The 23,099-nt window shown below is 60.4% G+C and carries 22 protein-coding genes and 1 riboswitch; of the genes, 13 read left to right on the forward strand and 9 right to left on the reverse strand.

What is annotated here, in order from left to right; translation table 11 throughout:
* The first annotated feature begins 14 nt into the window (after positions 1–14).
* From ICI42_RS06010 to ICI42_RS06040, 7 genes are all read left to right on the forward strand, one after another.
* The gene (locus ICI42_RS06010; RefSeq protein WP_188163573.1) at positions 15–1,505 is read left to right on the forward strand and encodes a hypothetical protein; all 1,491 of its coding nucleotides are present in this window, start codon (positions 15–17) and stop codon (positions 1,503–1,505) included.
* 5 nt (positions 1,506–1,510) lie between these two features.
* A complete protein-coding gene (locus ICI42_RS06015; protein ID WP_188163574.1) occupies positions 1,511–2,119 on the forward strand; it encodes a hypothetical protein in 609 nt (202 codons plus the stop codon).
* A complete protein-coding gene (locus ICI42_RS06020) occupies positions 2,116–3,600 on the forward strand; it encodes an ArnT family glycosyltransferase (protein ID WP_188163575.1) in 1,485 nt (494 codons plus the stop codon). The genes ICI42_RS06015 and ICI42_RS06020 overlap by 4 nt, the downstream gene beginning before the upstream one ends.
* Before the next feature lie 127 nt (positions 3,601–3,727).
* Positions 3,728–4,906: a phosphoserine transaminase gene (locus tag ICI42_RS06025; RefSeq protein ID WP_188163576.1), complete on the forward strand. Its 1,179-nt coding sequence runs from the start codon at positions 3,728–3,730 to the stop codon at positions 4,904–4,906.
* Positions 4,907–5,035: 129 nt separating this feature from the next.
* Positions 5,036–6,634, forward strand: a complete 1,599-nt coding sequence (serA, locus tag ICI42_RS06030; RefSeq protein WP_188163577.1) for a phosphoglycerate dehydrogenase — start codon at positions 5,036–5,038, stop codon at positions 6,632–6,634.
* A 98-nt stretch (positions 6,635–6,732) separates the two neighbouring features.
* Positions 6,733–6,945: a DUF1902 domain-containing protein gene (locus tag ICI42_RS06035; RefSeq protein ID WP_188163578.1), complete on the forward strand. Its 213-nt coding sequence runs from the start codon at positions 6,733–6,735 to the stop codon at positions 6,943–6,945.
* Between the two features lie 120 nt (positions 6,946–7,065).
* Positions 7,066–7,260 carry a type II toxin-antitoxin system HicA family toxin gene (locus tag ICI42_RS06040; RefSeq protein ID WP_188163579.1) on the forward strand — a complete coding sequence of 65 codons (195 nt, stop codon included), beginning with the start codon at positions 7,066–7,068 and terminating at the stop codon, positions 7,258–7,260.
* Between the two features lie 12 nt (positions 7,261–7,272).
* Here the strand turns inward: ICI42_RS06040 and ICI42_RS06045 are convergent, their stop codons facing one another.
* Positions 7,273–8,163, reverse strand: a complete 891-nt coding sequence (locus tag ICI42_RS06045; protein ID WP_188163580.1) for a DMT family transporter — start codon at positions 8,161–8,163, stop codon at positions 7,273–7,275.
* A 195-nt stretch (positions 8,164–8,358) separates the two neighbouring features.
* On the opposite strand from ICI42_RS06045, the gene ICI42_RS06050 reads away from it, so the two are divergent.
* Positions 8,359–9,657, forward strand: coding sequence for an adenylosuccinate synthase (locus tag ICI42_RS06050; protein WP_188163581.1), 1,299 nt, complete (start codon positions 8,359–8,361; stop codon positions 9,655–9,657).
* Between the two features lie 66 nt (positions 9,658–9,723).
* Positions 9,724–11,532, forward strand: a complete 1,809-nt coding sequence (locus ICI42_RS06055) for a hypothetical protein (protein WP_188163582.1) — start codon at positions 9,724–9,726, stop codon at positions 11,530–11,532.
* 20 nt (positions 11,533–11,552) lie between these two features.
* Here the strand turns inward: ICI42_RS06055 and ICI42_RS06060 are convergent, their stop codons facing one another.
* Genes ICI42_RS06060 through ICI42_RS06075 form a run of 4 tightly spaced genes read right to left on the reverse strand, consistent with a single transcriptional unit; the run spans position 11,553 to position 14,605 of the window.
* A complete protein-coding gene (locus ICI42_RS06060; protein ID WP_188163583.1) occupies positions 11,553–11,852 on the reverse strand; it encodes a CcdB family protein in 300 nt (99 codons plus the stop codon).
* Positions 11,852–12,079, reverse strand: coding sequence for a type II toxin-antitoxin system CcdA family antitoxin (locus ICI42_RS06065; RefSeq protein ID WP_188163584.1), 228 nt, complete (start codon positions 12,077–12,079; stop codon positions 11,852–11,854). Before ICI42_RS06065 ends, ICI42_RS06060 begins: the two co-directional genes overlap by 1 nt.
* 56 nt (positions 12,080–12,135) lie before the next feature.
* Positions 12,136–13,956 (reverse strand): ABC-F family ATP-binding cassette domain-containing protein, encoded by a 1,821-nt coding sequence (locus ICI42_RS06070; protein ID WP_188163585.1) that lies wholly within the window; start codon positions 13,954–13,956, stop codon positions 12,136–12,138.
* Between the two features lies 1 nt (position 13,957).
* Positions 13,958–14,605, reverse strand: a complete 648-nt coding sequence (locus tag ICI42_RS06075) for a thiamine diphosphokinase (protein WP_188163586.1) — start codon at positions 14,603–14,605, stop codon at positions 13,958–13,960.
* 104 nt (positions 14,606–14,709) lie between these two features.
* Positions 14,710–14,828, forward strand: a riboswitch (TPP riboswitch).
* 42 nt (positions 14,829–14,870) lie between these two features.
* Here ICI42_RS06075 and thiB point away from each other — a divergent pair.
* From thiB to ICI42_RS06095, 4 genes are all read left to right on the forward strand, one after another.
* Complete coding sequence (gene thiB, locus ICI42_RS06080; RefSeq protein ID WP_188163587.1) at positions 14,871–15,869, forward strand: thiamine ABC transporter substrate binding subunit; 999 nt, start codon at positions 14,871–14,873, stop codon at positions 15,867–15,869.
* Positions 15,870–16,188: 319 nt separating this feature from the next.
* On the forward strand, positions 16,189–17,799 hold the full coding sequence (gene thiP / locus ICI42_RS06085; protein ID WP_188163588.1) for a thiamine/thiamine pyrophosphate ABC transporter permease: 1,611 nt from the start codon (positions 16,189–16,191) through the stop codon (positions 17,797–17,799).
* On the forward strand, positions 17,789–18,532 hold the full coding sequence (gene thiQ, locus ICI42_RS06090) for a thiamine ABC transporter ATP-binding protein (protein WP_188163589.1): 744 nt from the start codon (positions 17,789–17,791) through the stop codon (positions 18,530–18,532). The genes thiP and thiQ overlap by 11 nt, the downstream gene beginning before the upstream one ends.
* Positions 18,533–18,732: 200 nt before the next feature.
* On the forward strand, positions 18,733–20,193 hold the full coding sequence (locus tag ICI42_RS06095; RefSeq protein ID WP_188163742.1) for a M48 family metalloprotease: 1,461 nt from the start codon (positions 18,733–18,735) through the stop codon (positions 20,191–20,193).
* A 5-nt stretch (positions 20,194–20,198) separates the two neighbouring features.
* Here the strand turns inward: ICI42_RS06095 and ICI42_RS06100 are convergent, their stop codons facing one another.
* From ICI42_RS06100 to ICI42_RS06115, 4 genes are all read right to left on the reverse strand, one after another.
* Positions 20,199–21,074, reverse strand: a complete 876-nt coding sequence (locus ICI42_RS06100) for an RNA polymerase factor sigma-32 (RefSeq protein ID WP_188163590.1) — start codon at positions 21,072–21,074, stop codon at positions 20,199–20,201.
* A gap of 177 nt (positions 21,075–21,251) precedes the next feature.
* Entirely contained in the window at positions 21,252–21,866 is a 615-nt protein-coding gene (locus ICI42_RS06105) for a CarD family transcriptional regulator (RefSeq protein WP_188163591.1), read from the reverse strand.
* 357 nt (positions 21,867–22,223) lie between these two features.
* A complete protein-coding gene (fdxA, locus tag ICI42_RS06110; RefSeq protein WP_188163592.1) occupies positions 22,224–22,562 on the reverse strand; it encodes a ferredoxin FdxA in 339 nt (112 codons plus the stop codon).
* Positions 22,563–22,710: 148 nt separating this feature from the next.
* On the reverse strand, positions 22,711–23,094 hold the full coding sequence (locus ICI42_RS06115) for an RNA-binding S4 domain-containing protein (protein ID WP_188163593.1): 384 nt from the start codon (positions 23,092–23,094) through the stop codon (positions 22,711–22,713).
* Between the last annotated feature and the right edge of the window lie 5 nt (positions 23,095–23,099).

The following is a 23,099-nucleotide window of genomic DNA, read 5'->3' on the forward strand; positions in this document are numbered from 1 at the left end:
GAGCGAGTGAAAATATGATGCTTCGACGGTGGTTGGCAATCGGTCTTGCGGGCATCCTTGTCAGCTATGTGTCGATAGTCGCAGTTTATGTGGTTGCGACAAAGTGGACCGGAACGTCGGATTCATTGCGGCATCTAGATTATGCTTGGCAACTCTCAAAAGGCGAATTTCCGTCCTGGGCGGAAGGAACTAAAATTCCGGTCGAATTGAAAGGGGGGCAATCCTGGTCCGGCAAGCCTCAGTTTGTTTCCCACCATCCTCCACTTTATTACGCTGTGCTGGCACCGTTTGTCGGTCAGGCTATCGACCACGGGGATTGGCGAGACGGAGTGTTCGTCGCCAGAGTTTTGACATTGTGCTTGGGCGTCCTGTGTGTTGTGGCTTTTTTTTGGACAAGCTGGGTAGTAAGTCAATCACCACTCGTCACATTGGCTTCTACTGCCGTAGCGGCGTCTTGGACGCCGTTCATTCGCGTGTCGGGTGACATAATGAATGATACCGTTGTTGTTTTCGCCACAACGCTTACGGTTGGTATTTCAGTTGTCATTCTGAGGCAGGGAATTAAGCCGACCTATGTCTTTTTACTATCGTTAGTATGCGCGTTAGGGATGCTGTCGCGAGCAACCTATGTTGGAATAATGTTCATTTCCTTCGTTGTTATAATTGTCGCTGCCAGTCGGGAGGCGAATAAAAAGGACGCTTTTTTTAAATCTGTAATTTCAATTTTGACAGTCTTCGTCGTTTCTGTAGCTGCAAGCGGCTGGTTTTATTATGGAAATTATCTCCAAAGCGGTTTTTGGTATAGAAATTCGGACCAATCATGGGTAGCGGAAGCGCAGGGCCGGAAATTGAGAGGATGGTGGAAAACTTTGACAAGTGTGACACCGTACACTCAAATTCTAAAAGGTTTCTACGGTCGCGCATGGATTAAGTGGGGCTCCGGTAACGTAAATATTTCATGGGTCGTCTCGATCGCAAGCTTAGCGGTGCTTGCGTTCGCTGCGATAAAAAGTTTCCGTAGAAATGAATTCAAGAATTGGGATGTTGGTCTGCTTCTTTTAATACTTCTTGGCGCAAACATATTTTTCCAAATATGGCATGCCAAGGGTTACGGCGCCTTCAATGTTAGATATGTTTTACCGGCTACAATCGTAGTCGCATTGACGGTCGCATTTTCTGCAACCTACTTCAGGGCTGTGGCTATCCCGCTGACTTGGGCAGTATTAACGATCGGTTGGTCCGCAGCACTCCTGAATGGAATTTGGTCGGTAAGCCCACGTAAAACCAGATCGGAAAATGCGCTAGGCGACTTATTTTTGAACATCGAAGCCAATGGATTTTCGACAAAGTTGGCAGTGCTCTTGTTTGTCTTGGCAGTTGTTGGCTTGGTCATTCAGCTTGTGTCTGTGTACAAGTTGCGTTTTCGCGCTGTGGACGGGAATACGGCCCCATTTATTCCAAAAAAATCGTTTTTATTGGAATTCTCAAAAAATGGGATTCGATGAAGCGGATGGCTTATATTCAGAGCGCAGGCTTCCCGTCAAAGTTCCTTCTAGTGTGCATGGTAGGGTTTGTTTCTCTACTCCCGTTGTTACATCCGCTTGCCGAGGTGCAGATCGTCTCAAGGCCGCGAGAGGAGCCAAGCAAGATTCCTATAAAGTCGGGGCTAAAAATTCGTCAGCCGCTCACCGTCAATGAGGGGCTGTTGGCAAGGGCGGATACGTTTTGCGCCTCAGTACTGCTCTCCGGCCAAAAGAAAAAGAATAACGCGGCAGCAAAGATCAGTCTGATATCGAACATGGTCATTTTGAATACAGTCTCGATAAAATCCTCGGATGTCGGCGGTAGAAAATTCATAGAATTGTGTACGAATAACATGAACTACCAAGAATCATTTCTGGAAGTGGAGGGTTATGGATCTGACGACGGGTTTTTTGTCTACGTCGCTTCCCGGAATTCGGATAGAAATAATAATGGTATATTAAACGTAAGAACTTCTTACATTGTGAGGCCAATTTATGCTTGGACAAGCTACGCTAGAGGGGTCTCAATGGTTTTTCTTATTATAATGACACCCTTATTATTATTCTTTGCAATGAAAAATCGGAAGTTTCAATGAATAAGGGAGTGCCAATTGCTGTTTTTCTGATATCGTTTGTCAAGTTTTTTGTCGTTGGCTTTTTGATTGTGCCCCCTTGGGGTAATGCCGATGAGCCTGCTCACTACTCTTATGTAATGGAATTTGCACGAGGAAACTTTGTTCCGGAACATGGTGTTAGCCTTATAGACTCTGCTGCGGTGGAGAATCAAAATGGAGCGCCTTCGAAAAGGAAAAACTACGTATTAAGTCATCCTCCTTTGTACTACGTGATGATGGCACCGGCGGGTTTTCTCGCCGATGTTTTCTCTGATAGTCCGGTATCGATCCTCTATTCCATAAGGTTTCTCAGCGCGCTCTTTGCGGCAGTCGGCGTTCTCTTCATGTATTTGACATCAAGAGAATTGGCGCTTTCTTTAATTGGCTCTTGGTTTTGCGTTGTAGTCGCTTTGGCAACGCCAACCTTTGTTGCCTTGAGTGGCGGCATTTCAAATGATGTGGGCGTGTTCGCATTTGCCGCTATCGGCGGATACTATCTTGCTCGATTTATGAAGGGTGGTTGCAGGCTGGACGAGACCTTGTGTATTCTCGCTTTTGTTGCGGCTACATTAACCAAATCGACGGCACTGCCACTTTTGGTGGGCATGGTAGCATTTTTTGCCATTCAGAGATTGTTCTGCAGGGGTTTTAGTCTTCGTTGGATAGCAGGTGTGTCATTGGTTCTTACACCTATATTCCTCTGGCACCTCTATAGCTTTTTAAAATACGGTAACTGGGTAAGGCTCGGAAGCTTAAGGACAAAACATGTTCTTTCCTCAGAGAATTTTACGATATTCGATTTCTTTCGTGCATCCTCGGTTGTTGAGAGATTTATTGGTAGTTTTCATGGACATATCTGGCTTAGAAATGATTCCAAAGACTTGGTTATGATTTATCTTTCAAACGGCTTGTCCCGAGATATTTTTATATCAGCAGTCTTATTTATGCTTTTGATTGTATCTTTGATTTACTCAATTTTTATTGTGAAATACAAACCGATTTTTATAAAGTACATTACAGTAATAATCTCCGCGTCGTTTGCGCTTTTTGTATATTTCTACATTTCCAATTACAGCATTGCGGCGCCATTCTTAGCGGGATTGATTGCGTTCTTGGGAGTATTTTCAATTCTAAACTCTCCTATCGTTTTTATAACGGATGACGCGTTAGTTAAATTCTCGATTTTAACGTTTTCTGCATTTGTACTTTTTTGTCTTGTTGCCATATATAATATATATCAGGTTCAGCTGATAACTGGCGGGATAAGAGCGACTCATGGCCGTTATTTTTACGCTATTGCACCTCTACTGCTTATTTCGATTTCTGGTGTAATTGATAGGTTTAGAGGAAATTCTTTGATATTTTTTATATTGGCATCGATGTTCTTGCTGGCAGAATCATTTTTCTGGAACGATGTCGCGTTCCCCACGTACAGAGCTTACGAGATACTCTCTGCCTCGTAGGGCTATCGGCCTTTTAAGTGTTGGCTTAGCTTGACGTCCCCTTGCCATCCCCCCGCCGTTCCATTATACGCCGCCGTGGGCCACCCCTCCCCAACGAGGGGCCAACTATCTGGAAGGATAGACCACGATGACGGCATCCGTCGCAAAGCCCGGACTGCGTCCGGCAAACCCCAATTTTTCCTCAGGTCCCTGTGCCAAGCGTCCCGGCTGGTCGCTCGATGCGCTCGCCAAGGCGGCGCTCGGTCGGTCGCACCGCGCCAAGATCGGCAAGAGCAAGCTCGAAGAAGCGATTGCGCTGACGCGTGAAGTGCTTCAGGTGCCGGCCGATTACCGCATCGGCATCGTGCCCGCCTCCGACACCGGCGCGGTCGAGATGGCGCTGTGGTCGCTGCTCGGCGCGCGCGGCGTCGATATGGTGTCGTGGGAGAGCTTCGGCGCCGGCTGGGTCACCGATGTGGTCAAGCAGCTCAAGCTTGCTGATGTCCGCACCTTCGATGCGCCCTATGGGCAGTTGCCGGACCTCGCCAAGATCGATTTCGACCGCGACGTTGTTTTCACCTGGAACGGCACGACCTCGGGCGTCCGCGTGCCGAATGGCGATTTCATTCCGGCCGACCGCGACGGCCTGACCATCTGCGACGCCACCTCGGCCGCGTTCGCCCAGCGTCTCGACTTCGCCAAGCTCGATGTCGTCACCTTCTCCTGGCAGAAGGTTCTGGGCGGCGAGGGCGCACATGGCATGCTGATCCTCAGCCCGCGCGCGGTCGCCCGGCTGGAGAGCTACAAGCCGGCCTGGCCGCTGCCGAAAATCTTTCGCCTCACTTCGGGCGGCAAGCTGATCGAAGGCATCTTCAAGGGCGAGACCATCAACACACCGTCCATGCTGTGCGTCGAAGACTATATCGACGCGCTGCACTGGGCGAAGTCGGTGGGCGGCCTCGACGGCCTGGTGGCCCGCGCCGACGCCAACTTCGCTACGCTCGACGCGTTCGCGCAGACATCCGGCTGGCTCGAAAACCTCGCCGTCGATCCGGCGACGCGCTCCAACACTTCGGTCTGCTTCTCCATAGTCGACCCGGAGGTCGCAGCCCTCGACAAGGACGGCCAGGCCGCCTTCGCCAAGGGCATTGTTTCGGCGCTCGAAAAGGAAGGCGTCGCTTATGACATCGGCGCCTATCGCGATGCGCCGTCCGGCCTGCGCATCTGGGCGGGCGCGACCGTCGAGACCTCCGATCTCCAGGCGCTGACCGCGTGGCTCGACTGGGCGTTTGCCCAGCAGAAGGCCACGCTCAAGGCGGCTGCGTAGCTTCAGCGTTCGTTTTTTCGCAACACCCCTCATCCGACCTCGCTCCGCTCGGCCACCTTCTCCCACAAGGGGAGAAGGTGTCGCCGAAGGCGACGGATGAGGGGTCAGCAACCTGACAGGATCCAAAAAATGCCTCGCGTACTCGTTTCCGACAAACTCTCCACCACCGCCGTCCAGATCTTCAAGGATCGCGGCGTCGAGGTCGACTACCTGCCCGATCTCGGCAAGGACAAGGAAAAGCTGCTTGCAGTCATCGGCCAGTATGATGGCCTCGCCATCCGCTCGGCCACCAAGGTGACCGAGAAGCTGATCGCCGCTGCGACCAATCTCAAGGTCATCGGCCGCGCCGGCATCGGCGTCGACAATGTCGATATCCCGGCCGCCTCGCGGCGCGGCATCATCGTCATGAACACGCCGTTCGGCAATTCCATCACCACCGCCGAGCACGCCATCGCCCTGATGTTCGCGGTCGCCCGCCAGATCCCCGAGGCCAGCGCCTCCACTCATGCCGGCAAGTGGGAAAAGAACCGCTTCATGGGCGTGGAGATCACCGGCAAAACGCTCGGCGTCATCGGCTGCGGCAATATCGGCTCCATCGTCGCGACGCGCGGCGTCGGCCTCAAGATGCATGTCGTTGCCTTCGATCCGTTCCTGTCGGAAAGCCGTGCGGCCGAACTGGGTGTTGAAAAGGTCGAGCTGGACGAGCTCTTCGCCCGCGCCGACTTCATTACCCTTCATACCCCGCTGACCGACAAGACGCGCAACATCATCAATGCCGATGCCATCGCCAAGATGAAGAAGGGCGTGCGCATCATCAACTGCGCGCGCGGCGGCCTCGTTGTGGAAGCCGACCTCATCGCGGGGCTGAAGAGCGGCAAGGTCGCCGGCGCCGGGATCGACGTGTTCGAGGTCGAGCCTGCCGAGCAGAACGAGCTGTTCGGCATGGACAATGTCGTCTGCACGCCGCATCTGGGCGCCTCGACCTCCGAGGCGCAGGAGAATGTCGCCCTGCAGGTGGCCGAGCAGATGGCGGACTACCTCGTTAAGGGGGCGGTGTCCAACGCCATCAACATGCCGTCGATCACGGCCGAGGAAGCGCCGCGGCTCAAGCCCTTCGTCAAGCTTGCCGAAGTGCTCGGCGCCTTTGTCGGGCAGGTCACAGAGGATCCGATCAAGGAAGTCGAGATCCTGTTCGACGGTGCGACCGCGACGATGAACACCCGCGCCCTGATCAGCGCGGCTCTGGCCGGGTTGATCCGTCCGCAGGTGTCTGACGTCAACATGGTCTCGGCGCCGATCATGGCCAAGGAGCGCGGCGTCATCCTGTCGGAAATCCGCCGCGACAAGTCGGGGGTGTTCGACGGCTACATCAAGCTGACGGTGAAGACCGAGAAGCAGACCCGCGCGATCGCCGGCACCTGCTTCTCCGACCTCAAGCCCCGCTTCATCCAGATCAAGGGCATCAACATGGATGCGGAAGTCGGCCGCCACATGCTTTACACCACCAATGGCGACGTACCGGGCATCATCGGCCTGCTAGGCGGCATCCTCGGCAAGCACAAGGTCAACATCGCCAACTTCCAGCTCGGCCGCGACCATCCGGGCGGCAACGCCATTGCCATGCTCTATCTCGACGAGCGTATTCCGGATGCCGTGCTGGAGGAATTGCGCGCCCAGCCGTCGATCGATTCGGCCAAGCCGCTGCAGTTCGACGTTGCCGAAGCCTGATCGGCGCTGCATCGAACTTCAAAGGCGCGGAGTTTCATCCGCGCCTTTTTGTTTTCGCAGCGTTGCGGTAGAATGGTTCCTATTGCAGGGTGAGCGGTATGAAGATCGTCGTCGAAGCTTTTTGGGATGATGAAGCAGCCGTCTGGGTCGCGTCGGACCGTGACCAGCGTGGTGTGGTTACAGAGGCTGAGACGATAGAAGAATTGCAGAAAAAGCTGGCCCTCATCGTCCCCGATCTAATGGCCGATACGGACTCCGGTCCGATTGAAATCGAGTTGATAACCCGCAGCTTCCAAACTGTAGCGGCGTGAGTTCCGTCGGGTTTCACGACCCATATTCTGTGAATCACGGGCGTTGCTCGACAAATTGCCGATCTCTATCGGGAAGATGAACTATTCTTCCAGCGTGGGTGAGTCGCAGGTCGGTAGTCTGTGGAAAGTTTCTCCAAGCCTCTCAAGACGATCCTCAGCAAGGCTGGGTGGAAACTTTTGCGCCATGGCAAGGGTGACCATGAAATCTGGCATCAGCCGGAAAACGGCCGCAAGGTGACTATCGACAACGCGATCAAGTCGCGCCACACGGCGAATGCGGTGCTCAAGCAAGCGGGTTTGCCGAAAGCGTTCTAGGATTGTCTAACCCTACCGCGCCAGTTTCCGCCCACCATATTCGGCAAGGCCGATGCCGGCCAGGATCATCACCAGCGACACCGCGTGGTAGATGTGGAACTCCTCGCCGACGATGGTGACGGCCAGCAGCGCGCCCCACAGCGGCAGAAGATTGATGAACAGCCCGGCGCGGTTCGAGCCGATCAGCTCGACCGCGCGGATGTAGAAGGCCTGGCCCAGCAGCGAGGGAAACAGCACGATGAAGCCGATGATCAGCCAGCCGCGCGGCTCGGGCAGGATGGTGGCGCCGGCGGCCATCTCCAAGGCGAGAAACGGCAGCGCGGTCAGGGTCGCGCCGAGGCACAGCATGATCATCAAACTCGTCCAGTGGACGATGGGTTTGGTGCGCAGGGCGGCGGTGTAAATGCCATAGGCGATGATCGCCACCAGCATCAGCGCATCGCCGAAATTGATATTGAGGGTGATCAGGTTGACGAAGTCTCCACGCAGCGCAATGACCACGACCCCGATGAAGGACAAGACGAAGCCGATCGCCTGCTCGATCCGGATACGGCTGCCGAACAGGGCGAAGCTTGCCGCGAAGACGAAGAGCGGCATGCCGCCCTGCAGGATGCTGGCGTTGATCGCCGTGGTGTAGATCAGCGCATAATACAGGGCGATGCTGAAGACGGTGAAACCGAGCCCGCCTAAAAAGAGCAGATAGAACAGGCGCGGGCGGATGACCGCCCAGTCGACGGCGACCTGCCGTCTGTTCAAGAGAAAAAGCGCTGCTGTGACGGCGGCCCAGCGAACGGTGACGAGGACCATCGGCGAGACGTGGCCGACCGCCAATTTTCCGGCAATCGAATTGCCAGCCCAGAACAACGTCGTCAGCGCCAGCAATGCATAGGCGGTTCTGTTCATTCGATGCCCTCACGGTCCAGCCGGCACCTATCCGCCCGGGCTGGGGGAAGTAAAGGTCCCAAAAGCGGGAAATTGTTGTGCCTCCGAGGCCTTGAAGGTGCAAAGAAAGGTCGCGCAATGGGATTCTTGACGCTATAGAGGCCTGTCTTTTTGAACCGTTCGCGGCTCGCCCGCGAAGCCTGAAGGGAAGAAACTATGGCCAATGTGGTGGTCGTCGGCTCGCAGTGGGGCGACGAAGGCAAGGGCAAGATCGTCGATTGGCTGTCCGAGCGCGCGGATGTCGTCGTTCGTTTCCAGGGCGGACACAATGCCGGTCACACGCTGGTGGTCGACGGCAAGGTCTACAAGCTCTCACTGCTTCCCTCCGGCGTCGTGCGCGAAGGCAAGCTGTCGGTCATCGGCAATGGCGTGGTCTTCGATCCGCATGCCTTCGTGGCCGAAGTTTCCAAGCTGAAGGAGCAAGGCGTCTCCGTCACGCCCGACCGCCTGAAAATAGCCGAAAACACCTCGCTTATACTGTCGCTGCACCGTGAACTGGATGGTTTCCGCGAGGACGCCGCCTCCAATTCCGGGACGAAGATTGGAACGACCCGACGCGGCATCGGCCCTGCCTATGAGGACAAGGTCGGTCGCCGCGCAATCCGGGTGATGGATTTGGCGGATTTGGAAACGCTCCCCCTCAAGGTCGACCGGATGCTGACGCACCACAATGCGGTGCGGCGCGGCCTCGGCCATCCCGAGGTCGAGCATTCCGCGATCATGACGGAACTTACCTCCGTTGCCGACGAGATCCTGCCCTACATGGACCGGGTGTGGAAGATACTCGACGACAAGCGTCGCGCGGGCGAACGCATCCTGTTCGAAGGCGCGCAGGGCACGCTGCTCGACATCGACCACGGCACCTATCCCTTCGTGACCTCGTCCAACACGGTTGCCGGCCAGGCAGCTCCCGGCTCGGGCGTCGGACCGGGCGCCATCGGCTATGTGCTCGGCATCACCAAGGCCTACACGACGCGTGTCGGCGAAGGGCCTTTCCCGACCGAGCAGGACAATGAGGTCGGCGAGTTTTTGGGCACGCGCGGCCGCGAATTCGGCACCGTTACCGGGCGCAAGCGCCGTTGCGGCTGGTTCGACGCGGTGCTGGTGCGCCAGGCGGTCGCCGTCAACGGCATCAACGGCATTGCCCTGACCAAGCTCGACGTGCTGGACGGCCTCGACGAGATCAAGGTCTGCACCGGCTACACGCTCGACGGCGAACTGATCGATTATCTGCCGGCCAGCCAGGGGGCCCAGGCGCGTGTCGAGCCGATCTATGAGAGCCTGGAAGGTTGGAAGGGTACAACGGCCGGCGCACGCAGCTGGAACGACCTTCCCGCGCAGGCCGTTAAGTATGTAAGATATATCGAAGAGCTTATCGGCGCGCCGGTAGCGCTTCTTTCCACCAGTCCTGAACGTGACGACACGATACTTGTGACCGACCCGTTTCAAGACTAGTTTTGGCCATATCCGGCGATGACGCGGCCAATGGCGGGGGCGCGCGCCGGGATGAGAGAGTAGAGAATGGCAGATTTCGTAGCGGTCCTGAAAAAGGCGCTGGATGGACTTGGCGAGACGACGCCCGAGACGCGCGCGCGTGTCTACGACAAGGCACGGACGACCATAGCCAACAAGCTGGCGGCGATCACGCCGCCGCCTCCGGCCGCCGTGGCCCAAAGGCAGACGCAGTCGCTCGAAGATGCCATCGCCACAGTCGAAGCAGGCTACGCGAAGCCTGTTCCGGCTCCCGCACCGGAGCCCGAAGATCCGCTGGCGGAACTCGAAAGCATCTTTTCGTCCATCGACCGCAACCGGACCCAGCCGGCCCAGCCCAAGCCTGCCGAAAAGGCTGCTCCGCCTCCGGTGGTGCCCGCTCCGCCACCCGTTATCGCAGAGCGCAAGCCGGACGTGCCGCCGACACCAGCCGACAAGCCTGCTCCGCCGACGCCATCGCCCGTGGCGGAAACGCCGCGCGTTGTTCCCGTTCCCGAGGTTCAGAAACCGACATCGGCCCCGGTTCAGGAAACGCCCCGGCCGGAGCCCGTCGTGGCCGATGTGCCAAAGGTGCCGGTGGAGGCACCTGCTGCGCCAAAACCCGCGCCCAAGCCGGCGGCGGTCGTCACGCCGCAGGAGGAGCCCGATCTCGACGAGTTCCTTTCGCTGCCGCCCCGCGATGCCCAACAGCGCCCCGCGCTGGCCGGTGACGATGTTCTGCATGCGGATGCGGACGACGAGAGGCCGGCATCGGACAATTACGACTATACCGACGAGGACCGTGCCGAGAAGAAGCGCGGCGGTGCCCGGCTTCTGATTGCTGCCGTGGTTCTCGTCGCACTCGGCGGCGCCGGTTACGGTGCCTGGCTCAACCGCGACGCAATCGCTGCGCTCATACCGCAGGGCGGAACCGAGACGGCGGAACAGGTTCCGGCGGAATCCGAGACACCGGCCGCGCCGGCTCAGCAGCCTGCGGCACCCGCCCAGGCCGAAACCGAGACTCCGCCGCCTGCTGCACCGGCGACTACGCCCCCGGCCAGCGAACAGGCCGCGGCGCCCGCTCAGGACGCCGAGCCGGGCAAATTCACCCAGCGTCTCAATGCCGACGGTACGGAAGTCGATCCTGGCCCGGCCTCCGGCGAGAATGGCGTCGGCGAAGGCACCTCGGTTGCGGCTTTGACCCAGGCGCCACCGGCCGCTCCGATTGCGCCTGCTGCTCCGGAAGCGGCCCAGCCCGCCCAGGCTGAAACGCCTCCTCCGGCTGCATCGGGCGATCAGTCGTTGTCGGTCGCGCAGAAGGCCATCTTTTACGAGGAACGCACCAATGTCGCGCAGGGCTCGGCGCAGCCGGGCAATGTTGTCTGGAGCGTGGTGCAGGAATCGCCCGGCGGCGACCTGCCGCCGGAGCCGGCGATCCGTGCCGAGGCGACCATCCCCGGCAAGGACGTGCAACTGCGCATGACCATCCGCCGCAACACCGACCAGACCTTGCCGGCCAGCCACATCATTGAGATGATCTTCCTGACGCCGGACGGTTTCGAGGGCGGCGGCATCGAGAACATCCTGCGCGTGGCGATGAAAAGCTCCGAACAGGACGCCGGCAACGCCTTGCTCGGCATTCCGGCCAAGATCGCCGACGGCTTCTTCCTTGTCGCCCTCAACGACACCAAGGCCGAGACCGACGCCAACCTGACGCTGATGCGCCGGCAGAGCTGGATCGATATCCCGGTAGTCTATAAATCCGGCCGCCGCGCGTTGTTCACGCTCGAAAAGGGCGTGCCCGGCGAGCGGATATTCGAAGAAGCGATGCGCGCCTGGCAGACCGCAAGCGCGGGCTGATCCCTGCGCTCGCTCATCGATCAGAACCCGTAAAACACCATGTCCAGCGCCGCGACGATATCATCGTGGTGCTGGCGAAGATTGCCGCGCGGTATTTCAAGTTGGTTTTCCAATACGGCGGACAGCAACTGGCTGTACACCACCAGACGTTTGCCTTCGAACATGAACGTTGGATTCAGCCGTGGCACCGGCGACCGACCACGGATGTCCACCAGAAGCGGCACCATCACGCGGGTGTCTAATCCGTCCAGCAAATCGGATTGTACATCCAGCAGATATCCATCTTCCCTACGATTGAGATAGACGTCGTATCGCGCCATTAAAATTGCCGGTAGTTTTCCAAAGGCAGTCCGTGTTCCCTAAAATAGGCGTTGGTCTCCTCGATCGCTTCCTTGTTCTCAAGCTTCCAACGCCGTTCTTTTTCGGCCTTGATCGTCTGTCGCAGGTCTGAGGAAGCCACCTGAGAGACATCGAAACCAAGCTCCCTTGCTTCGTTCAGCAGGTCTGAATGGCTCGGCTTATTTGCTGCGCGTTGAAGTCCGGGCATGGCCTGATCTCCTTGGTAGAATCTCAATCTAGGCGCAGGCCGTTTAGCGGGGAAGCTCAGCCTTCCAACTCCTCGCGAAGCATTTCCAGTTCCAGCCATTCCTCTTCCATTTTGGCCAAGGTCGCGCGCTCCTTGTCGAGCGCGGCAATCGCCTTCTGGAAGCCGGTCGGGTCGCGCTGGTAAAAGGCGGGGTCGGCGATCTGATCCTCCATCCGCGCCATCGAGACCTGCACCGCTTCCATCTGTCGGGGCAGGTTTTCGAGCGCGAATTTCTGCTTGAAGGACAGCTTCTTCGTCGCAGCCTTTGGCTGGACCGTCTCGTTCTTCGCAGGCTGCGGCTCGCCATTCGCCATCCTGGCACGCTGCGCCTTGCGGTCGTCCAGCTTGGTGCCGCCGCGCTGCGCCAGCATGTCGGCGTAACCGCCGGCATATTCGATCCAGCGGCCTTCGCCTTCCGGCGCGATCACGCTGGTGACGGTGCGGTCGAGAAAATCGCGGTCGTGGCTGACCAGGATGACGGTGCCGGCAAAGCCGGCGACCAGTTCCTGCAGAAGCTCCAGCGTTTCCATGTCGAGATCGTTGGTCGGCTCGTCCAGCACCAGAAGGTTGGCGGGGCGGGCCAGAAGCCGCGCCAGGATCAGGCGCGCGCGCTCGCCGCCGGACAGTTCGCGCACCGGCGTGCGGGCCTGTTCGGGCCGGAACAGGAAGTCTTTCATGTAGGAGACGACATGGCGCTGCTCGCCATTGATGACGAGGTTTTCGCCACGCCCGTCGGTGAGATATTCGGCCAGCGTCTCCTGCGGATCGACCGCCTCGCGCTTCTGGTCGAGCGTGGCGATGTCGAGATTGACACCGAGCCGCACCGATCCGGCATCGGGCTTCAACTGGCCGATGAGCATCTTGAGCAGGGTGGTCTTGCCCGCGCCGTTCGGGCCGACCAGACCGACGCGGTCGCCGCGCTGAATGCGGGTCGAGAACCCCTTGACCACGGTCAGTTCGCCGAAACTTTTGTCGATGCTCTTGGCCTCGATCACCAGCTTGCCGGATTCCGTCGATTCGCTCGCCACCATCTGGGCGACGCCTTCCGCGCCGCGATGGCTCTTGTGGCGCTGGCGCATGTCCTGCAACTCGCCCAGCCGACGCATGTTGCGCTTGCGCCGAGCGGTGACGCCATAGCGCAGCCAATGCTCCTCGCGCACGATCTGGCGGCCGAGCTTTTGCTGCTCGCGCTCTTCCTCTTCCAGAACCGTATCGCGCCACTCCTCGAAATGCCCGAAACCGCGGTCCAACCGCTTGGTCTGGCCGCGGTCGAGCCAGACGGTCGAGCGGCTGACGCGTTCGAGGAAACGCCGGTCGTGCGAGATCAGGATCAGCGCGAAAGACGAGCGGGCGAGCTCTTCTTCCAGCCATTCGATGACCTGGAGGTCGAGATGGTTGGTCGGCTCGTCGAGCAGCAGGATGTCCGGTTCCGGCGCCATGACGCGGGCCAAGGCGGCGCGGCGGGCTTCGCCGCCGGACAGGCCCTGCGGTTCCTCGTCGCCTGTCAGCCCGAGATGCTCCATCAGATAGGCGGCGCGGTAGGGGTCGTCGGCAGGCCCCAGACCGGCCTCGACATAGGCCCGTACATTCGCAAAGCCTTCCAGATCGGGGGCTTGCGGCAGGTAGCGCACTGTGGCGGAAGGCTGGCGGAAGACCTCGCCATCCTGCGGCTCGACCATGCCGGCGGCGATCTTGAGCAAGGTGGACTTGCCCGAGCCGTTGCGGCCGACCAGCGCGATCTTGTCGCCGGCCGAGGCCGCCAGGGAGGCTCCGTCCAAAAGCGGCGTGCCGCCAAAGGTCAGCTTGATCCCGTCGAGATTGAGAAGGGGAGGCGCCATGTCAAAAACCTGCTTGCGGAAATGGATGGGCTAAAAGCAATGCGCGGCCCCGATTGAGGCCGATTTGGAGGGTGCCGCGCACCGTATTTGACAAAGTTAAAGAGGTCCCGAAGGGCACTTCGACCCCCTCAAGAGGCCATTTGGCACCCCTCACCGAGAGGTTTGACAGGGCGGAAAAGGCCAGCACGGAGAAGACGGTGCCGTCGGTGTAGTCGAAGCGCGTCGTCCGGCCCGCGAGCAGCGGTGTGCCTTCCTGCGCCCCGCTGGTCAGCAAGGTCGGTGTGCCGTCGTCGGCCAGCCGCATGGCGAGCGTCATGTGCAGAAAGGCATGGTCGCTGCGCGGCCCGCCGAAAGCGCCGGCCAGGATCAACTCGGTGGCGCCGCGCTGCAGCGCTGCGGACACCGCCAGTTCGCCATCGGTCTGGTCTTTTTCGACCGGGAAGGTTTCGCGCGGGACATCGCGGAGATGCGGCGCCAGCCTGTCCGGTACGGAATCGAAATCGCCAAGCCACAGCTCCGGCACGACGCCCAGCGTTTCCGCATGGCGGATGCCGGCGTCGGCCGCGACGATGCGGGCGCCGGCAAGCAGGGCGTCGAGACGCGGGGTGCGGACGAGGTCGCCGCCGAGGAGGACGATGAAACGGCTCATGGCGTGGCCTTATCAGGGCCGTAGCCCAAACGGAAGGCCGGGATGGCTTGCTCAGCCGGCATAAAGAAGGCTTGCGCCTTCCCACGATGCGCCCTATGTCACCGATAGCTCTAACGGGGTGCCGGTCGCTTATGCGCACGGCTGAGAGGCAAAGGGGAGACCCGGCCAACCCGCTGAACCTGATCCGGTTGATACCGGCGGAGGGATTAGACGTTCTGGCAACACGACGCCTCATTCCCTTTCAAATTCGATGAAGGAAGTGCCGATGCGCTCGTTGTTTCTGCCGCTTGTTTTCCCAGCCATGCTGCTCGCAGCACCTACCTTGGCGCAGGACAAGCTGACCGTCTACACCTATGAAAGCTTCACCGCCGAATGGGGGCCGGGACCGCAGGTCAAGAAGGCCTTCGAGGCCGAGTGCACCTGCGCGGTCGATTTCGTCTCGGTGGCCGACGGTGTCGCCTTGCTCAGCCGGCTCAAGCTGGAGGGTGCGTCGACCAAGGCCGACATCGTGCTCGGGCTCGACACGAACCTTGTGGCGGAAGCCAAGGCGACCGGGCTGTTTGCGCCGCATGGCAAGGGAAGCGCTCCGGTCGAAATCCCCGGCGGCTGGAACGACGATACATTTCTGCCCTATGATTACGGCTACTTCGCCGTCGTCTACGACACCGAAATGCTGAAAACGCCGCCCAAAAGCCTGAAAGAACTGGTCGAGGGCGATGCCGCGCAGAAGATCGTCATCCAGGACCCGCGCACCTCGACGCCCGGTCTCGGCCTCGTCTTGTGGATCAAGGCGGTCTATGGCGACAAGGCGGGCGATGCCTGGGCCAAACTGAAGGACCGCGTGCTGACGGTCACGCCGGGCTGGAGCGAAGCCTATGGCCTGTTCACCAAGGGCGAGGCGCCGATGGTGCTGTCCTACACGACCTCGCCCGCCTATCACATGATCGCGGAAAACAGCGAAAAATATCAGGCGGCAAGCTTCGAGGAAGGGCACTATCTGCAGGTCGAGGTCGCCGGCATCACCACCACAGGCGCCAAAAACCCGCTCGCGGTTGAATTCATGGACTTCATGCTGAGCCCGAAATTTCAGGACATCATCCCCGAGACCAACTGGATGCTGCCGGCCGCGGCCACCGACAAACCGCTCAACCCGGCCTTCGACAAGCTGGTGAAGCCGAGCCATCCGCTGCTCATTCCGTCGGAAGACGTGGCGGCTAACCGCAAGGCCTGGGTGGACGAGTGGCTGGCCGTGATGAGCCGGTAGGATTGGCGGATAAGCGGGATGTGTAGCGCTCCACGTTGCCCCCCTCTGTCTTTCGGGACGTCTCGCAATCCTCATAAGAGGCTAATCGCATATGACCAGCCGGTTGCCAGATACCCCCTCACCGCCTCGCTTCGCTCGGCACCTCTCCCCCACTTCGTAGGGGAGAGGAACCCAGGTTCTGTGTGGTCCGCGTCTTACGAGGCAGGAGTTCCTCTCCCCCGGGCAGGGGGAGAGGTGGCCCGAAGGGCCGGTGAGGGGGCGCTACAATCTCTACGCGAAATGCTGGCAGTTCTTGGCTTTGTGGCAAAGAGTGAGCCTCATGCCTAGCCGCCTCGTCCCCGGCCTTGCAGCTCTCTCTTTCATCGCGCTTCTCATCGGCGGGGCGTTTTTCGGGCTGGGCGCGGAGGCTCTCAAAGACCCTTCCGGAGCCGTGGCTGCGTTCGACGGCTATCTCTTCCGCATCGCGCGCTTCACGCTGTGGCAGGCCGTGCTGTCCACCGTTTTGTCGGTTCTTCCCGCCATCGCGGTTGCTCGCGCCCTGTCGCGGCATCCCAGTTTTTTCGGGCGGGGGCTGATCCTGAAGCTCTTCGCCGTCCCGCTGGCGCTGCCGGCCATCGTCGCAGCACTCGGAATCCTCGCTCTATTCGGTCGTGCCGGTTATTTCGCCGGTATCGCCTCCACCGTGACCGGCTCGCCCTGGACCGGCATTTACGGCCTGTCCGGAATCCTGGTGGCGCATGTCTTTTTCAACCTGCCGCTTGCGACACGGCTGTTTTTGGAAGCGCTGCAGACGGTCCCTGCCGATCAATGGCGGCTGGCAAGTCAGCTTGGGATGGGTGCGCGCTCGACGTTCCGGCTGGTCGAGTGGCCGGTTCTGCGGGCTGCCATACCCGGCATTGCCGGGCTGGTGTTCATGCTGTGCATCACCTCTTTCACCATCGTTCTGGTGCTCGGCGGCGGTCCGCGCGCCACCACGATCGAGGTGGCGATCTACCAGGCGTTGCGCTTCGATTTCGATCCCGCGCGCGCCGTCGCCCTGACCGCGACGCAAATCGTCCTGACCGTGGCCATGATCGCGCTGTTGTCCCGTCTCGGCGCCAACACGACCGGCGATGCGAACCTGTCCGTAGCGCGCAAGGGCTATGTCAGCGTTCCACCTGGCGAGCGTGTGGCCAACATCCTCGTCATCGCGTCAGCACTGTGTTTCGTCGCGGCACCGCTTGCGGCAACCGTGCTGGCGGGCCTGCAGGCCGATCTCGTGCGGCTTTTTGGCGAAGCGACCGTATGGCGGGCCACACGCACCAGCATCATACTGGCCATCTCGTCCGCCATGCTTGCCGCGGTTCTGGCGCTGGCGCTGGTCGTTGCCCGGCATACGCTCGAACTTGCCAGGCCGCGCGCAACCCGGGGCTCCTGGCTCGAGCAGATGACCGACAGCGGCGTCGGTTTCGTCCTGGTCGTGCCGCCCATCGTCATCGGCGCCGGCTGGTTCATCCTGCTGCGCAGCACCGTCGACGTGTTCACGGTCGCGCCTGTCATGGTGGCGACGGTGAACGCGGTGATGGCCATGCCCTTCGCGCTGCGGGCTATTCGCCCTGCCTATGACGCGGCGAGCGAACGGCACGAACGGCTCTGCGCGCAACTCGGTATTGCGGGCTGGAACAGGCTGCGGCTGGTCGACTGGCCGGTGCTGCGACGTCCGCTTGCCACCGCCTTCGCTTTTGCCATGGCGCTGTCTTTGGGCGATCTCGGCGTCATTGCGCTGTTCGGCAGCGATGCGGTGCAGACGCTGCCCTATCTGCTCTTGTCGCGCATGGGCAGCTACCGCACGGAAGATGCCGCGGGCCTTGCGCTGATGCTCGGCCTGCTGTGCCTTATCCTCATCATGGCAGCGGACTGGCTGGGCCGGGAGGCGTCTCATGAACGCTGATGCAGCTTCCGGCGTGGTTCTGGACAAGGTCGCCTTCAGCTATGGCGAGGCGGAGATGCTGTTCGATGTCGCCGTTCCGCAAGGCAGGATCACCGCGATCATGGGTCCGAGCGGTTCGGGCAAATCCACCTTGCTCAATCTGGTCGCCGGTTTCGAGCGTCCCTCCTCGGGCCGTATCCTGATCGGCGGCGCCGATGTGACCGGCGCGCCGCCGGCCAGGCGACCGGTATCGATGGTGTTTCAGGAAAACAATATGTTTGCGCATCTCAGCGTCGCCGACAATGTCGGCCTGGGCCGCTCGCCGGCACTTCGGCTGGACGCTTCCGACCGTGCGGCGGTGGCAGAGGCGTTGCGGCGCACCGGCCTTGCCGGCAAGGACAAGCGCTTGCCGCGCGAGCTTTCGGGCGGAGAACGCCAGCGTGTGGCGCTGGCGCGCGTGCTGGTGCGCGACAGGCCGGTTTTGCTGTTGGATGAGCCGTTTGCCTCGCTGGGACCTGCGCTGCGTGACGAGATGCTCGACCTCGTTGCCGACCTGCAGCAGGAACGCGGCATGACGGTGCTGTTCGTCACGCATCAGCCGGAGGATGCGCGGCGGGTCGGGCAGGCCATGGTCTTCATCGAGGATGGCGCGGTTTCGGCATCAGGGGCGATGGACGATTTCTTCTCGAACAACGCGCCAGAGGCATTTCAGCGATACATCGGCGGTCAAGCGAATATTGACCGTTCACGTTGAATTGCCTGCAAGGCGACATAATTTACAGCCAAAGCGATTTGCGGGGCCGGTGTCTGTTCTTGCACCTCAGGGGCGAGTGTGGCTAGGTCCGAACTGACGAAGGCGATTCAAACGCGGAATCAATCGCCTGGAACCATGAGGATGACATCCTGCTGAATCGCCGCTTCTTGACGGATGGGCCGCTGGCCAAGCGCTCGCGGATGGGAAGGCTGCTGGTCGCTGTGGCGCTGGCGGCGCTTGTCGCCGGCTGCAATACGATCAGCCAGGCCGATCTCAAGGAATCCGGCTTTCAGCCGTCGAACAATCCAGTCACCGTCGACAGCGTGACGCGCAACGACAAGCTGGCCGAAATGGCCAGGAACCAGCATCCCCGCATCCTGGCCACCTATGGCGGGGAATATTCCGATCCGAAGCTCGAACGGATGGTCGCCAAGGTCGTCGGCAATCTGACCGCCACCAGCGCCAATCCGAACCAGACCTACCGGATCACCATTCTGAATTCGCCCAATGTCAACGCGTTTGCGCTGCCGGGCGGCTATCTCTATGTCACGCGCGGCCTTCTGGCGCTCGCCAACGACTCAGCCGAGCTTGCAGCCGTCATCGCGCATGAAATGGGCCATGTGACCGCCAATCACGGCATCCAGCGGCAGCAGAAGGAAGCCGAGGAGGTGCTGGCCACCCGCGTCGTCACCGACGTGCTCGGCGATAGCCCGACCGCGCGCGCCTCGCTCATTCGCGGCAAATTGCGGCTTGCCCAATTCTCGCGCAACCAGGAGCTTGAAGCCGACGGCGTGGGCATCAAGGCAAGCGGCCAAGCCGGCTTCGACCCCTATGCCGCCGCGCGCTTCCTGCAGTCCATGGCGTCCTACAGCGATTTCCGCTCGGTCACCGGCGCTACCGACGCCAGTCTCGACTTCCTTGCCAGCCACCCGAACGCGCCGCAGCGCATCGAACTGGCGCAGCGCCACGCGCGGCAGTTCGGCGAGCCCGGCATCGGCACTCGCGACCGCGACGCCTATCTCGCCGGGATAGACGGCCTTTTGTTCGGCGACACGCCGGAAGAAGGCTATGTGCGCGGCGAGACCTTCCTGCATCCGAGGTTGGGCATCACCTTCTCGGTGCCGCAGGGCTTCATGATCGACAACACCGCCGCCGCCGTTACCGCGACCGGTCCCGGCGACATGGCGATCCGCTTCGACGGCGTCACCATCAACCAGACGATGTCGCTGGCCGACTATATCCGCAGCGGCTGGGTGGCCGGTCTCGATCCAGCCAGTGTGCAGGCCACGACGATCAACGGCAACGATGCCGCCACGGCGCGCGCGGCGGCCGAAGGCTGGCAGTTCGACATCACGGTGATCCGTTCAGGCGGCCAGATCTACCGCCTGCTGACGGCAGCACCGGTGGGCAGCAATTCGCTGGATGCGGTGGCGCGTTCGGTGGCGTCGAGCTTCAAGACGCTTTCGACCGCCGAAAAGGCCGCGCTGAAGCCGCTGCGCGTGCGCATCGTGACTGTTCAGCCCGGCCAGACGATGGGGTCGCTCGCCGCAGGTATGGTGGGCGTGGACCGCAAGCTCGATCTGTTCCGGGTGCTGAACGCTTTAACGCCTGGCGCGACCGTTTCGACCGGCGACAAGGTGAAGATCATCACCGACAAATAAGATGTTTACGCGTTATGCGCGGCCAAGGCCGGGCTTTGGCGGATCAGCGCAAGCTTGAGCTTTTCCATGGCGCGGCTCTCGATCTGGCGGACGCGCTCTTTCGAGATGCCGAGCAATTCGCCCAGCGACTCCAGCGTCGCGCCATCTTCGCTCAGCCGGCGGCGTTCGATGATCCGCAATTCGCGGTCGTTCAAGACGCCAAGCGCCGTGCGCAGCCAGGTGCTTCGCCGTTGCATGTCGATCGTATCCTGAACCGCCTCGTCGGGCTGGCGCTCCTCGGAAACCAGGAAATCCATACGCTCCGAAGAACCGCTGTCGTCGGTGATCGGCGCGTCGAGCGAGGTATCCGGGTTGGAGAGCCGCGAATCCATCGTCGCGACGTCGCTTTCGGAGACGCCGAGGGAGATCGAAATCTCCTTGTAGATGGCGGAGCGTTCCATCAGGCTGTCCGCGCCGCTCAGACGGGCGCGCAATCGCCGTAAATTGAAGAACAGCGCCTTCTGCGCCGAACTCGTGCCGCCCCGCACGATCGACCAGTTGCGCAGCACGTAATCCTGCATCGAAGCACGGATCCACCAGGTGGCGTAGGTCGAAAACCGTACGTCGCGGTCCGGCTCGAAGCGGGCAGCAGCTTCGAGAAGGCCGACATGGCCTTCCTGAATCAGGTCGCTGAGGGGAAGTCCATAGTTGCGGAATTTCGTGGCCATGGAGATGACCAAACGCATATGGGCAATCGTCATGCGGTGAAGCGCGTCGTGGTCGTCGCGCTCTTTCCAACTGATCGCGAGAACGCGCTCTTCCTCACGTTCGAGATAGGGCGCCGACATCGCCGCCCGCATCATCATCCGTCCTGCGTCCTGCGTTCTGGCTGTGGCTACCATGGTCCCGCTCCGCTGCCCCGAAGCCACCGCGCCGGAGGTTTTGTGGCGGGCCGGCTGCGATTGCCTTTAAAAAAGACAGAACGCCACCGGTGAAAAAATGTTCCGGCGCCCTATGGCCAAAACGCAAGAACCCGGCCGAAGCCGGGTTCTTGTCGATTCAGTGAGAGATGGAAAGGCTCAGGCGGCCTCTTCCTGCTCCGCATCGTCGGCTTCGACTTCAACCTCGGCACCGTCGGCATTGTCCGCCTTGACGCCGCGCTTCGGACCCTTGTTCAGATTGGTCTCGATGAGGCGGACGGCTTCGGTCTCGGACATGCGGTTGACGGCTGCGATCTCGCGCGCCATGCGGTCGAGGGCGGCTTCGTAAAGCTGGCGCTCGGAATAGGACTGCTCGGGCTGGTTGTCGGCGCGGTAGAGGTCGCGAACGACTTCCGAGATCGAGATCAGGTCGCCGGAATTGATCTTGGCATCATATTCCTGCGCACGGCGCGACCACATGGTGCGCTTGACGCGTGCGCGGCCCTGAACGACCTTCAGCGCGCGCTCGACATAATCCTCTTCAGAAAGCTTGCGCATGCCGATGGAGGTCGCCTTGGCGACCGGCACCTTCAGGCGCATCTTGTCCTTCTGGAAATCGATGACGAACAATTCGAGTTTGTGTCCCGCCACTTCCTGCTCGTCGATGGACACGATCTGGCCGACGCCATGCGCTGGATAGACGATGAATTCGCCGGTTTTAAAGCCGTGACGACCGGGAGATACTTTCTTCTGCGGGATCGTGGTGGTTGCCATACGCCCTGAACTCCTTCTGTGGCGCCGGTCTTTCAAGACCGGTATAAAACCGCTAGTCTTCCAGGAGGAAGACCGTCGCCGCGAAACGACCGATCGCGAACCGGGGAGAGAGAAACGGACAAGGCGCGCAAAGCGTTATGCCGTCCCAGAATCCTCTGGTTCGGGTTGATGTGTCACCTTTCAGTGAAATAGGCTCAGCGCCATGATCGACGTCGTGTCAGCGGCATGTTGATGTGTGTTTAACACAAAAACTGCCCAGAATCAAGAATTTGCTGCATACGCGAAGCGCGCCTCCCGTCAAGCGGGTTGCGATCACAAACGATGAAATTCGTTCTCCGGCTTCGGGCTCGGCGCCGGTCAGTCGCCGGTGCCGGGCTCCGCGGAGAAATATTGGTCAAACTTGCCCTCTACGCCATCGAATTCCTTGGCTTCGGGAAGCTCTTCCTTCTTGGTCGTCAGGTTCGGCCACTGCTCGGAATAATCGGCGTTGATCTTCAACCACTTGTCGAGGCCGGGCTCGGTGTCGGGCCGAATGGCGTCGGCGGGGCATTCCGGCTCGCAGACGCCGCAATCGATGCACTCGTCGGGATGGATGACGAGCATGTTCTCGCCTTCATAGAAACAGTCGACCGGACACACCTCCACGCAGTCGGTGTATTTGCACTTGATGCAGTTGTCGGTGACGACATAGGTCATGAAAGCGGCTCCCGGGGGTCCGGTCTTCTGTGGTCTTGTGGGTGGAGGTAGACCCTTTGCCAAGGCGTTGCAAGATCGTGCATTGCGCCGAACCGCCCTGCGACGAAAAGCCATTCGGCTCGAAAGGGTTGCAGGGAAATCGACTTCTTTACATGTCGCGCAGGCGGTCGGTGGCGCGGCGTTCCTTCTTGGTCGGGCGGCCGGCGCCCGCCTCGCGGATCGGCAGTATCGAGGTCAGAGGATCGGGCTTGGCGCTTTCCTGCGGCGGCGAGATATCCTCGTACAGGGTGCGCGCCTCTTCGGCGGGACCGCGACGGGTGCCAGGCTGAAGAATCCGATAGACCAGAACCCGGCGGTCGAGCGTGATGGTCAGCACGTCGGTTGCCTTGACCTGCTCGGCCGGCAAGGTGGTCTTCTCGCCATTGACCCGGACGCGGCCGGCCTGAACCAGCTTGGCGGCAAGCGACCGCGACTTCACCGCGCGCGAGAAGAACAGCCATTTGTCGATGCGCTGTCTTCCCTCGGCGGCCAAGGCAC

Source organism: Oryzicola mucosus, assembly GCF_014534685.1.
GTDB classification, from domain to species: domain Bacteria; phylum Pseudomonadota; class Alphaproteobacteria; order Rhizobiales; family Rhizobiaceae; genus Oryzicola; species Oryzicola mucosus.